The sequence below is a fragment of the Streptomyces sp. NBC_01197 genome (genome assembly GCF_036010505.1).
In the GTDB taxonomy this organism is placed as follows: Bacteria; Actinomycetota; Actinomycetes; order Streptomycetales; family Streptomycetaceae; genus Streptomyces.
Genome location: NZ_CP108569.1, coordinates 1,837,416 through 1,851,850, shown reverse-complemented (window position 1 = coordinate 1,851,850; position 14,435 = coordinate 1,837,416). Strand labels below are relative to the sequence as shown.

The window sequence follows — 14,435 nt, the reverse complement described above, 5'->3', positions numbered from 1 at the left end:
AGCCGTTCATACGGGGCGGCGCAGTTCTCACCCATTCTTCAGCCGAAGGTCCTACGGTCCCTCCATGCCGCCCACCCTTGCCTCGCTCGTCCACCACTCCACGCTCAAGCTCACCGTGCGTGCCGGGGAGGGCCATCTCGAGACGCCGGTGCGCTGGGCCCACGTCAGTGAGCTGGCCGACCCCGTCCCGTACATGGAGGGCGGCGAGCTCCTCCTCATCACCGCGATGACGCTGGACACCGGGGACCAGGAGGCGATGCGGCGGTACGTACGGCGGCTCGCGAAGGCCGGAGTCGTCGGGCTCGGGTTCGCGGTCGGCGTCCACTACGAGGACATCCCGCCCACGCTGGTCGCCGCCGCCGAGGAGGAGGGTCTGCCGCTTCTGGAAGTCCCCCGGCGCACGCCGTTCCTGGCCATCAGCAAAGCGGTGTCGGCCGCCATCGCCGCCGATCAGTACCGCTCGGTCACCGCGGGCTTCGAGGCCCAGCGCGAGCTGACCCGGGCAGCGCTGAGCGGCGACGGCCCCGGCGACCTGCTGGCGCGGCTCGCTTCGCACGTCGACGGCTGGGCCGCACTGTACGACGCGGCCGGCACCGTCGTGGCGGTCGCCCCCGAGTGGGCCGCCCGCCGCGCCGCACGGCTCACATCGGACGTCGCCCGGCTCGGCGAACGCCCGGCGCCCGCGAGCGCCGTCGTCGGCGGCTCCGACGACCGCGTCGAGCTCCAGTCCCTCGGCACCGGCCGCCGCCCGCACGGCGCGCTGGCCGTCGGCACGGGCGCCCCGCTGGGCACCGCCGAGCGGTACGCGGTGCACTCGGCCATCGCCCTGCTCACCCTGACCACCGAACGCTCCCGGTCGCTGCGGGCGGCCGAGGACCGGCTGGGCGCCGCCGTACTGCGGATGCTGCTCGCCGGGGAACCCGATCACGCGCGCACGGTCGCGGGGGACCTCTACAACGGTCTGCTCGACGCCCCGTACCGGCTGCTCATCGCCGAGGGCAGGTCCGGCGCGCTCCAGGAGCTGGCCGAGTCGCTGGAGGCAGGGGCGTCCCGGGCGGGCGAGATGGTGCTCGTCGTGCCCGAGGGCGAGCGTCTCGTCGTGCTCGCCACCGACGGCGGGGCCGCGGTCACCGCCTGCACCGCGTACGCCCAGCGGATCGAGGCCGTCCAGGCCCAGGCGGAGACCCCGCTCCCCGCGGGCTCCGCGGGTCCAGCCGGCGAGGGCGACCACGTCGTCATCGGCCAGTCCGCGCCGGCCGGCACGATCGCCGCCGCCTCCGCGTACCGCCAGGCCGAACAGGCGCTCTCGGTCGCCCGCCGGCGCGGCCGGGTCCTGGTCGAACACGAGGAACTGGCCACCGGATCCGTGGTGCCGCTGCTCGCCGACGACGCGGTACGGGCCTTCGCCGACGGGATGCTGCGCCCGCTGCACGAGCACGACGCGACCGGCCGCGGTGACCTGGTGGCGTCCCTGCGAGCCTGGCTCGCGCACCACGGCCAGTGGGACGCGGCCGCCGCGGACCTGGGGGTGCACCGGCACACGCTGCGGTACCGGATGCGGCGGGTCGAGGAGATCCTGGGGCGGTCGCTCGACGATCCGGACGTACGGATGGAGCTCTGGCTGGCGCTGAAGGCCACGAGCATGCCCTGAGGAGGCGGGACGCGGCGGCGCCCGGAGCGCCCCGCCCCGCCCCAGGCCATTCCGGCGCGCTGGAGACCCGTACCACTCCACGCCGGACAATCACGGCGCCGCCTTCGCGCCCCTACCGTGGGAGCACCAAACACCACCACGGAAGGGCCGGAACACATGACCTCCACCCACGCCTTCTGGCTCGCCGGCCGCCAGGCCACCGGCGATGACACCTTCGATGTCACCTCCCCCTGGGACGGCCGGCTCGTCGGTACGGTCGCCGTCCCGACCGATGCCCAGGTCGAGGAGGCCGTCGCCGCCGCGCACGCCGTCCGGGACGAGTTCGCCGCGACGCCCGCCCACGTCCGCGCCGCCGCCCTGGACCATGTCTCCCGCCGCCTGGTCGAGCGCACGGAGGAGATCGCCCAGCTGATCACCGCCGAGAACGGCAAGCCCATCAAGTGGGCCCGCGGCGAAGTCGGCCGCGCCGTATCGGTGTTCCGGTTCGCCGCTGAGGAGGCCCGCCGCTACAACGGCGGCGAGGCGCAGCGCCTCGACACCGACGCGGGCGGCGCCGGCCGCCTCGCGCTGACGCGCCGCTTCCCGCGCGGCGCGGTCCTGGGCGTCGCGCCGTTCAACTTCCCGCTGAACCTCTGCGCCCACAAGATCGCCCCCGCCATCGCGGTCGGCGCGCCGATCATCCTCAAGCCCGCCCCGGCGACCCCGCTCTCGGGTCTCATCCTCGGCGAGCTGCTGGCCGAGACCGAGCTGCCCGCGGGCTCCTGGTCGGTCCTTCCGGTTCCCAACGACAAGATGCCCGCCCTCGTCCAGGACGAGCGGCTCCCGGTCATCTCGTTCACCGGATCCGACAAGGTCGGCTTCGCGATCATGGACTCGGTCCCGCGCAAGCACATCACGCTGGAGCTCGGCGGGAACGGCGCGGCCGTGGTCCTCGCCGACTACGCGTCCGAGAAGGACCTCGACTGGGCCGCCGCGCGTATCGCGACCTTCTCGAACTACCAGGGCGGCCAGTCCTGCATCTCGGTGCAGCGTGTGATCGCCGACGCCTCGGTGTACGACCGGCTCGTCCCGAAGATCGTCGACGCCGTGGCCAAGCAGGCCACCGGCGACCCCGCCGACGCGGCCACCGACGTCGGCCCGCTGGTCAGCGAGGACGCGGCCAGGCGGGTCGAGTCCTGGGTCGACGAGGCGGTCCAGGCGGGCGCCAAGCTGCTCGCGGGCGGCTCCCGGGATGGCGCCAGCTACGCGCCGACCGTGCTCGCCGACGTCCCCGCGGACACCACGGTCGCCTGCGAGGAGATCTTCGGCCCGGTCCTGACGCTCACCAGGGTCGACGGCGAGGCGGAGGCGTTCGCCGCGGTCAACGACTCCAAGTACGGCCTGCAGGCGGGCGTGTTCACGCACGACGTGCAGACGGCGTTCCGTGCCCACAGCACCCTGGAGGTCGGCGGTGTGATCGTCGGCGACGTGCCCTCGTACCGTGCGGACCAGATGCCGTACGGCGGCGCCAAGCAGTCAGGCGTCGGCCGTGAGGGCGTGCGCTTCGCGATGGAGGACTACACCTACGAGCGGGTCATGGTCTTCACGGGCCTCGCCCTCTGAACCGGGCGGACTGATCCGGATCAGCCCACGGAGCTGGTCCGGACCGGCGGACCCGATCGGACGCATTCGTCCCCGGCCGGCCACCCCTCACGCACGCGAGGGGTGGCCGTGGTGCGGGTAATGGGGTACACACGGAGAGTAGCGACTACTAGCACCGCCTCGTTGCGGGCAGGTGTGTCCACCCGACATCCGCGGTGAGGAGTACCCCTCATGACCGCACCACTCGACAAGCCCAGGGTCACCGAGCGCGAGGCGCGCCAGGTCGCCGAGGCCGCCCGTGAACAGGACTGGCGGAAACCCAGCTTCGCCAAGGAGCTGTTCCTCGGCCGCTTCCGGCTCGATCTGATCCATCCCCACCCCCTGCCCGACGCCGAGGACGCCCGGCGTGGTGAGGCCTTCCTCGCGAAGCTGCGCGCCTTCTGCGAGACCGGGATCGACGGCGCGCGGATCGAGCGCGAGGCCCGGATCCCCGACGAGACGGTCAACGGGCTCAAGGAGCTCGGCGCGCTCGGCATGAAGATCGACACCAAGTACGGCGGCCTCGGCCTCACCCAGGTGTACTACAACAGGGCGCTCTCGCTGGCCGGTTCGGCCAGCCCGGCGGTCGGCGCGCTGCTCTCGGCCCACCAGTCGATCGGGGTCCCGCAGCCGCTGAAGCAGTTCGGCACCCAGGAGCAGAAGGACACCTTCCTGCCCCGGCTGGCCCGTACCGACATCTCGGCCTTCCTGCTCACCGAGCCGGACGTCGGCTCCGACCCGGCCCGGCTGGCCACATCGGCGGTCCGGGACGGCGACTCGTACGTCCTCGACGGCGTGAAGCTCTGGACGACCAACGGCGTCGTCGCGGATCTCCTCGTCGTGATGGCGCGTGTGCCGAGGACCGAGGAGAGCAAGGGCGGCATCACCGCCTTCATCGTCGAGGCCGACTCGCCGGGCATCACCGTCGAGAACCGCAACGCCTTCATGGGGCTGCGCGGCCTGGAGAACGGCGTCACCCGCTTCCACCAGGTCCGCGTCCCGGCGGCGAACCGGATCGGCCCCGAGGGCGCCGGTCTCAAGATCGCCCTCACCACCCTCAACACGGGCCGGCTCTCGCTGCCCGCGATGTGTGTCGGCGCGGGCAAGTGGTGTCTGAAAATCGCCCGTGAGTGGTCGTCCGAGCGGGAGCAGTGGGGCAGGCCCGTCGGCCGCCACGAGGCCGTCGGCGCCAAGATCTCCTTCATCGCCGCGACCACTTTCGCCCTCGAAGCGGTCGTGGACCTCTCGTCCCAGATGGCCGACGAGGACCGCAACGACATCCGGATCGAAGCGGCGCTCGCCAAGCTGTACGGGTCCGAGATGGGCTGGCTGATCGCCGACGAACTCGTCCAGATCCGCGGCGGCCGCGGCTTCGAGACGGCCGACTCTCTCGCGGCCCGCGGTGAACGGCCGGTGCCCGCCGAGCAGATGCTCAGGGACATGCGCATCAACCGGATCTTCGAGGGCTCGACGGAGATCATGCACCTGCTGATCGCCCGGGAGGCTGTCGACGCCCATCTCTCCGTCGCCGGCGGTCTGATCGACCCCGACACCACCCTGGCGGACAAGGCGAAGGCGGGGGCACAGGCCACCGCGTTCTACGCCCGCTGGCTGCCGAAGCTCGTCGCGGGCCCCGGGCAACTGCCCAGCAGCTACGCGGCGTTCCATCCGTACGGGCACCCGGACCTCGCCGCCCAACTGCGCTACGTCGAGCGCTCCGCCCGCAAGCTGGCCCGCTCGACCTTCTACGCCATGTCGCGCTGGCAGGGAAAGATGGAGACGAAGCAGGGCTTCCTGGGCCGCATCGTCGACATCGGCGCCGAGCTCTTCGCGATGAGCGCGGCGTGCGTACGGGCCGAACTGATGCGTTCGTCGGACGACCACGGCCGGGAGGCCTACCAACTGGCCGACGCCTTCTGCCGGCAGGCCCGTATCCGAATCGAAGAGCTCTTCGGCCGGCTCTGGGCGAACACCGACGAACTGGACCGCAAGGTCGTGTCCGGCGTCCTCTCCGGGACGTACACCTGGCTGGAACAGGGCATCGTCGACGCCTCGGGCGAAGGGCCCTGGATCGCCGACGCGGCCCCGGGGCCCTCCACCGCGGACAACGTCCACCGACGCATCCGCTGATCACGGGCAGACCGCGCCCCTGGGCGGCGCCGGGGCGGTTCACGGCCGGACCGTGGACCGCCCCGGCGGTGAACCGGCCGGATCGTGGACTGCCCCGGCCCAGGTCACGGGCGCACGGCAGAATGTCCGCCCGTGACCGTGACCCAGATCCCCGGCTCCAAGTCCGTGACCGCGCGCGCCCTGTTCCTGGCCGCCGCTGCCAACGGCACCACCACGCTGCTGCGTCCCCTCGTCTCCGACGACACCGAAGGGTTCGCCGAGGGCCTGACCCGGCTCGGATACGCGGTGGAGCGCGGCCCGGACGCCTGGCGCATCGAGGGGCGCCCGGCCGGGCCCGGAGCCGCCGACGCCGACGTCTACTGCCGGGACGGCGCCACCACGGCCCGCTTCCTGCCCGCTCTCGCCGCCGCGGGCCGGGGCACGTACCGTTTCGACGCCTCGGAACAGATGCGCCGCCGCCCGCTGGCCCCGCTCACCCGCGCACTCCGGAAGCTGGGCGTCGACCTCCGGCACGAGGGAGCGGAGGGCCACCACCCGCTGCGGATCGCGGCCCGCGGCATCGGGGGCGGCGAACTGACCCTGGACGCGGGCCAGTCGTCGCAGTACCTCACCGCGCTGCTGATGCTCGGCCCGCTCACCCGGACGGGGCTGCGCATCACCGTCACGGACCTCGTCTCCGCCCCGTACATCGACATCACGCTCGCGATGATGCGCGGTTTCGGTGTCACGGTGGCCCGCGAGGGAAACGTGTTCACGGTGCCGCCCGGCGGCTACCGCGCCACCGAGTACGCCATCGAGCCCGACGCCTCCACGGCCGGCTACTTCTTCGCCGCGGCCGCCGTCACCGGACAGACGGTGACCGTGCCAGGGCTCGGGACGGGCGCGCTCCAGGGCGATCTGCGCTTCGCCGGGGTGCTCGGCCGGATGGGCGCCGACGTCCGTACGACTGCGAGCGGCACCACGGTCACCGGGCCCGGCACGCTCGGCGGGCTCACCGTGAACATGCGAGACATCTCCGACACCATGCCGACCCTGGCCGCGATCGCCCCGTATGCGTCGGGGCCGGTCCGGATCGAGGACGTCGGCAACACCCGGGTGAAGGAGTGCGACCGGCTTGAGGCGTGTGCGGAGAACCTCCGCGCGCTCGGCATCGAGGCCGCCACCGGACCCGACTGGATCGAGATCAGGCCGGGCACACCGCGGCCCGCCCGGATCCGCACGCACGGCGACCACCGCATCGTGATGTCCTTCGCCGTCACCGGCCTGCGCACGCCCGGCATCACCTTCGACGACCCCGGCTGTGTACGGAAGACCTTCCCCGGCTTCCACGAGGCGTTCGCGGAGCTGCGGCGCTCCTGGTGAAGCGCCCGCGCCGCGGCGAAGGGCGCCGACGGCGCGGGCGCCCCGACAACTCCCGCGCACCCGAACCGGGGCTCACTGTCCTGACGCCCGCCTTATGCGGCAACAATGGGGGGCATGAGCGACAGCCCTGCCACCCTCGCCGACCCGCACACCGTCTTCGACCCGCTCGAAGGACGCCGGGACATCGTCGTCCTCGGCTCGACCGGGTCCATCGGCACCCAGGCCATCGACCTGGTGCTGCGCAACCCCGACCGCTTCCGGGTGACGGCGCTCTCCGCCGCCGGCGGGCGGATCGCCCTGCTCGCCGAGCAGGCGCGCCGGCTCGGTGTCCGTACCGTCGCTGTCGCCCGTGAGGACGCCGTGCCCGCGCTGCGAGAGGCGCTGGGCGCGGAGTACGGAACAGAGCCGCTCCCGGAGGTCCTGGCCGGGCCCGACGCCGCGAGTGAACTCGCCGCGTCCGACTGCCACACCGTGCTCAACGGCATCACCGGCTCCATCGGCCTCGCGCCCACCCTCGCCGCCCTGACCGCGGGCCGTACGCTCGCCCTCGCCAACAAGGAGTCGCTGATCGTCGGCGGCCCGCTGGTGAAGGCGCTGGCGAAGCCCGGCCAGATCATCCCGGTCGACTCCGAGCACGCCGCGCTCTTCCAGGCACTGGCGTCAGGGAAGCGCGCCGATGTGCGCAAGCTGATCGTCACCGCGTCCGGCGGACCGTTCCGGGGCCGGACCAGGGCCGAGCTGGCCGACGTCACACCCGAAGCGGCGCTGGCCCACCCGACCTGGGCGATGGGACCCGTCATCACCGTGAACTCGGCGACCCTGGTCAACAAGGGTCTTGAGGTCATCGAGGCGCATCTGCTGTACGACGTCCCGTTCGACCGCATCGAGGTCGTCGTGCACCCCCAGTCGTACGTCCACTCCATGGTCGAGTTCACCGACGGCTCGACGCTCGCCCAGGCCACCCCTCCCGACATGAGCGGCCCGATCGCCGTCGGAATCGGCTGGCCGCAGCGGATCCCGGACGCCGCTCCCGCCTTCGACTGGACGAAGGCGTCCAGCTGGGAGTTCTTCCCGCTGGACACCGAGGCCTTCCCGGCCGTCGGACTGGCGCGGCACGTCGGAGCCCTGGGCGGCACGGCTCCCGCGGTCTTCAACGCGGCGAACGAGGAGTGCGTCGACGCCTTCCTGAACGGAAAGCTGCCCTTCAACGGGATTATGGATACGGTCACCGCAGTCGTGGCCGAGCATGGTGAGCCCCGTACGGGAACCTCTCTGACGGTCGCGGACGTCCTGCAAGCGGAGACCTGGGCACGTGCCCGGGCCCATGAACTCGCCCAGAAGGCCACAGCGGAGGCTCGCGCATGAGCACGATCGTGTTGACGGTCATCGGCATCGTCATCTTTGTCTTCGGGCTGCTCTTCTCCATCGCCTGGCACGAGCTGGGCCACCTCTCGACGGCGAAGCTCTTCGGTATCCGCGTCCCGCAGTACATGGTCGGCTTCGGCCCGACCATCTGGTCGCGGAAGAAGGGCGATACGGAGTACGGGTTCAAGGCGATTCCGGCCGGCGGCTACATCCGCATGATCGGTATGTTCCCGCCGGGACCGGACGGCAGGATCGAGTCCCGGTCCACCTCCCCCTGGCGCTCCATGGTCGAGGACGCGCGGTCCGCGGCCTTCGAGGAGCTGGAGGAGGGCGACGAGGAGCGGCTGTTCTACACCCGCAAGCCGTGGAAGCGCGTGATCGTGATGTTCGCGGGCCCCTTCATGAATCTGATCCTCGCGGTCGTGATCTTCATGGGGGTCGCGATGTCCTTCGGCTTCGAGACCCAGACCACGCAGGTCGCCGGTGTGCAGAAGTGCGTCATCTCGCAGAGCGAGAAGCGTCAGACCTGCGAGAAGGGCGACCCGGTCTCGCCCGCCAGGGCGGCGGGCCTGAAGGAGGGCGACAAGATCGTCGCCTTCGACGGCGCGAAGGTCTCCACCTGGGCCGAGCTGTCGGACCACATCCGCAACACCATCGGCCCGGCCACCATCACCGTCGTACGTGACGGGAAGCAGCAGACCCTGCACGCCAAGCTCGCCAAGAACATGGTGGCCCGCAAGGACTCCAACGGGGACGTCGTCCCCGACAAGTACGTCCCGGCCGGCTACCTCGGTTTCGCCGCGCAGACCGAGATCAAGCCGCTGTCCTTCGGCGCCTCGGTGGGCCGGATGGGCGACATGGTGGGTAACGGCGTCGACTCGATCGTCGCGCTGCCGTCCAAGATCCCGGACCTCTGGAACGCGGCCTTCGACGGCGGCCAGCGCAAGGCCGACTCGCCGGTCGGCGTGGTCGGCGCGGCGAGGATCGGCGGCGAGGTCATGACGCTGCACGTGCCCGCGCAGAACCAGCTGGCGATGATGCTGTTCCTGCTGGCCGGATTCAATCTCTCGCTCTTCCTCTTCAACATGCTGCCGCTGCTGCCGCTGGACGGCGGGCACATCGCGGGAGCCCTGTGGGAGGCGCTGCGGCGCAATCTGGCCAAGGTCTTCAGGCGGCCCGACCCGGGCCCGTTCGATGTCGCGAAGCTGATGCCCGTCGCGTACGTCGTCGCCGGGGTCTTCGTCTGCTTCACCCTGCTCGTGCTGGTGGCTGACATCGTCAACCCTGTCAAAATCACCTGAAACCAGGCGGAAAACAGCGGCCGCGCACCCTGGGTGTGCGGCCGCTCACCTTTGGGGTGGTTTAGAGCGCGGATGTTCGTGCGCCGCCCCGGGTGACGTAATCTCGGTGGCCGAAGCCCGTTGATTCCGGGACCTCGAACTGATTCCGGGACCTCGATCCACACCCTTGGGGATGCACTGCGCATGACTGCGATTTCTCTCGGAATGCCGGACGTTCCGATCAAGCTCGCCGACCGGAGGATCAGCCGCAAGATCCAGGTCGGCACGGTGGCCGTCGGAGGAGACGCACCCGTCTCCGTGCAGTCGATGACCACGACGCGGACCTCGGACATCGGGGCGACGCTTCAGCAGATCGCGGAGCTGACGGCTTCCGGCTGCCAGATCGTGCGGGTGGCGTGCCCGACGCAGGACGACGCGGACGCGCTGGCGACCATCGCGAAGAAGTCGCAGATTCCGGTCATCGCCGATATCCACTTCCAGCCGAAGTACGTCTTCGCGGCGATCGACGCGGGTTGCGCTGCGGTGCGGGTGAATCCGGGCAACATCAAGCAGTTCGACGACAAGGTGAAGGAGATCGCGCTCGCGGCCTCCGACGCCGGGACGCCGATCCGGATCGGCGTGAACGCGGGCTCGCTGGACGCGCGGCTGCTGAAGAAGTACGGCAAGGCGACACCCGAGGCTCTGGTCGAGTCGGCGCTGTGGGAGGCCTCCCTCTTCGAGGAGCACGGCTTCCGCGACATCAAGATCTCGGTCAAGCACAACGACCCGGTGGTCATGGTCAACGCCTACCGGCAGCTGGCCGCGCAGTCCGACTACCCGCTGCACCTCGGTGTGACCGAGGCGGGCCCCGCCTTCCAGGGGACCATCAAGTCCGCCGTGGCCTTCGGCGCGCTGCTCAGTGAGGGCATCGGCGACACCATCCGGGTCTCGCTCTCGGCGCCGCCCGCCGAGGAGGTCAAGGTCGGCATCCAGATCCTGGAGTCGCTCAACCTCAGGCAGCGCCGCCTGGAGATCGTCTCCTGCCCCTCCTGCGGCCGGGCCCAGGTCGATGTGTACAAGCTGGCCGACCAGGTGTCCGCCGGACTCGAGGGCATGGAGGTCCCGCTGCGCGTCGCCGTGATGGGCTGTGTCGTCAACGGCCCCGGCGAGGCGCGCGAAGCGGATCTCGGTGTGGCCTCCGGCAACGGCAAGGGCCAGATCTTCGTGAAGGGCGAGGTCATCAAGACCGTCCCGGAGTCGAAGATCGTCGAGACCCTGATCGAGGAGGCGATGAAGATCGCCGAGCAGATGGAACGTGACGGCATCGCATCCGGCGAGCCCGCGGTCTCCGTCAGCTGAACGTTCTGTCAGCTGAACGCTCTGTCGGCCGAAGGCTCTGTCAGTTGACTGCTCTCGGCCGGCTGCTCTGCCGCGGAGCTGCTCGTGAGCTGAGCCGCTCCGCCGGCTGAGTCCGCCGGCTGAGACCGCTCTGTGAGCTGAACCACCACATCGGCTGAACCGCTCCGGTGGCGCGCGGGACAGGACCCTCCGCAGGAAGGGCCTCTCCCGCGCGAGCGGTGCCGCGATGCATCTCCGGGTACAGTTCGGAGACCAGCAGACCGTGTGACTCCGCCCTGACGGGCTTCTCGCGGTGACGCGACGGCCAATCCGTGACCGTCGCCGGACAGACGCGCTGCAACGCTACAAGAAGCGCGATGCCGTGACATTGCCCCGAAGGAGCGTTGGAGCGACCCTTGTGTTGACGCAGACCACCACCCGCGTCCTCGAACCCGGCGAACTCGACGCTGCGCTCGAGATCCTGCACAGCGATCCCGTCGTCAACGCCTTCGTGACGTCCCGCGTCCAGGTCGCCGGACTCGACCCGTGGCGGCTCGGCGGCGAGATGTGGGGCTGGTACACCGGCGGCCGGCTCCGCTCGCTCTGCTACTCCGGCGCCAACCTCGTCCCGATCTGCGCGGGCCCCGACGCCGTACGCGCCTTCGCCGAACGCGCCCGCCGGGCCGGCCGCCGCTGCTCCTCCATCGTGGGCCCCGCCGAGTCCACCGCGCTGCTGTGGCGGCTGCTCGAACCGAGCTGGGGCCCCGCCCGCGACGTCCGCGCCCACCAGCCGATGATGGTCACCGAGCAGCCGTCGGCCGACATCGCGCCGGACCCGCTCGTCCGCCGCATCCGCAAGGACGAGCTGGAAGTGGTCATGCCCGCCTGCGTGGCCATGTTCACCGAGGAGGTCGGGGTCTCCCCGATGGCGGGGGACGGCGGACTCCTCTACCAGGCACGCGTCGCCGAACTGGTCGGCTCCGGCCGCTCCTTCGCCCGGATCGAGAACGGCCAGGTCGTCTTCAAGGCCGAGATCGGTGCCGCCACCTCACTGGCCTGCCAGATCCAGGGCGTCTGGGTCGCCCCGGAGTTCCGCGGCCGCGGCCTCTCCGAGACCGGCATGGCCGCGGTTCTGCGCTATGCGCTCGCCGACGTGGCCCCCGTGGTCAGCCTGTACGTCAACGACTTCAACTCCGCGGCGCGCGCCTCCTACCGCCGGGTCGGCTTCCGCGAGGTCGGAGCCTTCATGAGCGTCCTGTTCTGACACCGGAGTTCTGCGGTTAGGGTGCCGACCATGGATGACGCAGTGGTCGGGCCGGTCGATCTCGCCGGACGAGTGGACGAAGCGCTGGCCGTGCAGGCCCTCGCGTTCGGCCTCAGCGAGGCGGAGGTCGCCGTACGCCGCCACATCGTGCTGCGCCATCTGCAGAACCCCGGCGCCCGCGCCCTCGGCGCGACGGCGTCCGACGGCCGCCTGGTCGGTTTCGTGTACGGGATGCCCAACAGCCGCGCCCACTGGTGGTCCACGGTGGTCGAGCCGTATCTGCGCTCCACCGGCACCGACTTCTGGCTCGACGACTCCTTCGTGATCACCGAGCTGCACGTCCACCCCGGATTCCAGGGCCGGGGCACCGGCCGCGCGCTGATCACCGCGATCACCGACAGCGCCGCCGAACCGCGCTCGATCCTCTCGGCCATCGACCGGGAGTCCCCGGCCCGCGGTCTCTACCGCTCCCTGGGGTACACGGACCTCGCGCGGCAGGTCCACTTCCCCAGCGCGGGAATGCCGTACGCGGTGATGGGCGCCCCGCTCCCGCTGCTCCGCCCGGCCAGGCGTCCGTAACCGATTTCCGCCCGCCCGCCGGGCACGGTTAACCTCCTGACATCACTTACGGGGGTCCGGGGGGCGTCCCCCGGAAAACACAGCCAAGCAGGAGAGTCACCATGGCCCAGGTCCAGCGCATGTCCCGGTTGATGGTCAAGACCTTGCGCGACGACCCGGCGGACGCGGAGACGCTCAGCCACAAGCTCCTGGTCCGCGCCGGTTACGTACGCCGCAACGCGGCCGGGATCTGGACCTGGCTGCCGCTGGGCAAGAAGGTCCTCGACAACGTCTCCCGCGTGGTGCGCGAGGAGATGGACGGCATCGGCGCGCAGGAGGTCCTGCTCCCCGCGCTGCTGCCCAAGGAGCCCTACGAGGCGTCCGGCCGCTGGGAGGAGTACGGCGACCTGCTCTTCCGCCTCAAGGACCGCAAGGGCGCCGACTACCTCCTCGGCCCGACGCACGAGGAGATCTTCACCCAGACCGTCAAGGACCAGTGCACGTCCTACAAGGACCTGCCGGTGATGCTCTACCAGATCCAGACGAAGTACCGGGACGAGGCGCGTCCGCGCTCCGGAGTGCTGCGCGGCCGTGAGTTCCAGATGAAGGACTCGTACTCCTTCGACACCACGGACGAGGGCCTGGCCGAGTCCTACCGGCTGCACCGTGAGGCATACATCAGGATCTTCGAGCGCCTCGGTCTCGACCACCGGATCGTCTCCGCCGTCTCCGGCGCCATGGGCGGCTCGGCCTCCGAGGAGTTCCTGGCGCCGGCCGCCGCAGGCGAGGACACCTTCGTGGACTGCCCGCAGTGCGACTACGCGGCCAACACCGAGGCGGTCACCTTCACCGCCCCCGTGGTGGACGCCGCCGAGCACGGCGCCGTCGAGGAGCTGGACACCCCCGACACCCCGACGATCGAGACGCTGGCCGCGCACCTCGGCGTGCGCGCGTCCGCGACCCTGAAGAACCTGCTGGTGAAGGTCGACGGCGAGATCGTCGCCGTCGGTGTGCCCGGCCACCGGGAGGTGGACCTCGGCAAGCTGGGTGAGCACCTGGCCCCCGCCGTGGTCGAGCTGGTCACCGCCGAGGACTTCGAGGACCGCCCCGACCTGGTACGCGGCTATGTCGGCCCGCAGGGTCTCGAGAAGGTCCGGTTCATCGCCGATCCGCGGATCGCGGCCGGTACGGCCTGGATCACCGGCGCCAACAAGCCCGGCAAGCACGCGCGCAACGTGGTCGCCGGACGCGACTTCGAGGTGGACGACTACCTCGACGTCGTGGTCGTCGAGCCCGGCGACCCCTGCCCGTCCTGCGGCGCCGGCCTCAAGCTTGACCGCGCGATCGAGATCGGCCACATCTTCCAGCTGGGCCGCAAGTACGCGGACACCTTCCAGCTCGACGTGCTGGGCCAGCAGGGCAAGCCGGTCCGGGTCACCATGGGCTCGTACGGCATCGGCGTCTCCCGCGCCGTGGCGGCGCTCGCCGAGCAGTCCGCGGACGACAAGGGGCTGTGCTGGACCAAGGAGGTCGCACCGGCCGACGTGCACGTCGTCGCCGCGGGCAAGGCGCTCCAGACCGAACTGGCCCTGGACGTCGCCGAGAAGCTGGGCGCGGCCGGTGTGCGGGTGCTCGTCGACGACCGCGCCGGGGTCTCTCCCGGGGTGAAGTTCACCGACTCCGAGCTGATCGGGGTCCCGCAGATCCTGGTCGCGGGCCGGCGGGCGGCGGACGGCGTCCTCGAACTCAAGGACCGGCGCACGGGCGAGCGCGAGGAGCTCACGGTCGCCGAGGCGATCGAGCGGCTGGCCGGCTGACGCGTACGGGTCCGGGTGCTGGGGGCGGGCCGGGGAGAAGCCCGGCCCGC

The 14,435-nt window shown here is 71.1% G+C and carries 10 protein-coding genes; all 10 read left to right on the top strand.

Features of this window, described 5'->3' with window-relative positions:
- The first annotated feature begins 64 nt into the window (after nt 1–64).
- A complete protein-coding gene (locus OG452_RS08200) occupies nt 65–1,651 on the top strand; it encodes a PucR family transcriptional regulator (protein ID WP_327294962.1) in 1,587 nt (528 codons plus the stop codon).
- 156 nt (nt 1,652–1,807) lie between these two features.
- Entirely contained in the window at nt 1,808–3,253 is a 1,446-nt protein-coding gene (locus tag OG452_RS08195; protein WP_327294961.1) for an aldehyde dehydrogenase family protein, read from the top strand.
- Between the two features lie 210 nt (nt 3,254–3,463).
- Complete coding sequence (locus OG452_RS08190) at nt 3,464–5,401, top strand: acyl-CoA dehydrogenase family protein (protein WP_327294960.1); 1,938 nt, start codon at nt 3,464–3,466, stop codon at nt 5,399–5,401.
- A gap of 132 nt (nt 5,402–5,533) precedes the next feature.
- Complete coding sequence (gene aroA / locus OG452_RS08185; protein WP_327294959.1) at nt 5,534–6,763, top strand: 3-phosphoshikimate 1-carboxyvinyltransferase; 1,230 nt, start codon at nt 5,534–5,536, stop codon at nt 6,761–6,763.
- A 105-nt stretch (nt 6,764–6,868) separates the two neighbouring features.
- Nucleotides 6,869–8,128: a 1-deoxy-D-xylulose-5-phosphate reductoisomerase gene (dxr, locus tag OG452_RS08180; RefSeq protein ID WP_327294958.1), complete on the top strand. Its 1,260-nt coding sequence runs from the start codon at nt 6,869–6,871 to the stop codon at nt 8,126–8,128.
- The gene (locus tag OG452_RS08175) at nt 8,125–9,429 is read left to right on the top strand and encodes a M50 family metallopeptidase (RefSeq protein ID WP_327294957.1); all 1,305 of its coding nucleotides are present in this window, start codon (nt 8,125–8,127) and stop codon (nt 9,427–9,429) included. Before dxr ends, OG452_RS08175 begins: the two co-directional genes overlap by 4 nt.
- A gap of 183 nt (nt 9,430–9,612) precedes the next feature.
- Nucleotides 9,613–10,767, top strand: a complete 1,155-nt coding sequence (gene ispG, locus OG452_RS08170) for a flavodoxin-dependent (E)-4-hydroxy-3-methylbut-2-enyl-diphosphate synthase (protein ID WP_327294956.1) — start codon at nt 9,613–9,615, stop codon at nt 10,765–10,767.
- A gap of 397 nt (nt 10,768–11,164) precedes the next feature.
- On the top strand, nt 11,165–12,010 hold the full coding sequence (locus OG452_RS08165) for a GNAT family N-acetyltransferase (protein ID WP_327294955.1): 846 nt from the start codon (nt 11,165–11,167) through the stop codon (nt 12,008–12,010).
- Nucleotides 12,011–12,040: 30 nt separating this feature from the next.
- Complete coding sequence (locus OG452_RS08160; RefSeq protein ID WP_327294954.1) at nt 12,041–12,589, top strand: GNAT family N-acetyltransferase; 549 nt, start codon at nt 12,041–12,043, stop codon at nt 12,587–12,589.
- 101 nt (nt 12,590–12,690) lie between these two features.
- On the top strand, nt 12,691–14,385 hold the full coding sequence (locus OG452_RS08155; RefSeq protein WP_327294953.1) for a proline--tRNA ligase: 1,695 nt from the start codon (nt 12,691–12,693) through the stop codon (nt 14,383–14,385).
- Nucleotides 14,386–14,435 lie beyond the last annotated feature (50 nt).

Excerpts from the sequence above, each read along its gene's own strand:
- OG452_RS08200 (WP_327294962.1), top strand. The coding sequence starts at position 65 with ATGCCGCCCACCCTTGCCTCGCTCGTCCACCACTCCACGCTCAAGCTC.
- OG452_RS08195 (WP_327294961.1), top strand. The coding sequence starts at position 1,808 with ATGACCTCCACCCACGCCTTCTGGCTCGCCGGCCGCCAGGCCACCGGC.
- OG452_RS08190 (WP_327294960.1), top strand. The coding sequence starts at position 3,464 with ATGACCGCACCACTCGACAAGCCCAGGGTCACCGAGCGCGAGGCGCGC.
- dxr (WP_327294958.1), top strand. The coding sequence starts at position 6,869 with ATGGGGGGCATGAGCGACAGCCCTGCCACCCTCGCCGACCCGCACACC.
- OG452_RS08175 (WP_327294957.1), top strand. The coding sequence starts at position 8,125 with ATGAGCACGATCGTGTTGACGGTCATCGGCATCGTCATCTTTGTCTTC.
- ispG (WP_327294956.1), top strand. The coding sequence starts at position 9,613 with ATGACTGCGATTTCTCTCGGAATGCCGGACGTTCCGATCAAGCTCGCC.
- OG452_RS08160 (WP_327294954.1), top strand. The coding sequence starts at position 12,041 with ATGGATGACGCAGTGGTCGGGCCGGTCGATCTCGCCGGACGAGTGGAC.
- OG452_RS08155 (WP_327294953.1), top strand. The coding sequence starts at position 12,691 with ATGGCCCAGGTCCAGCGCATGTCCCGGTTGATGGTCAAGACCTTGCGC.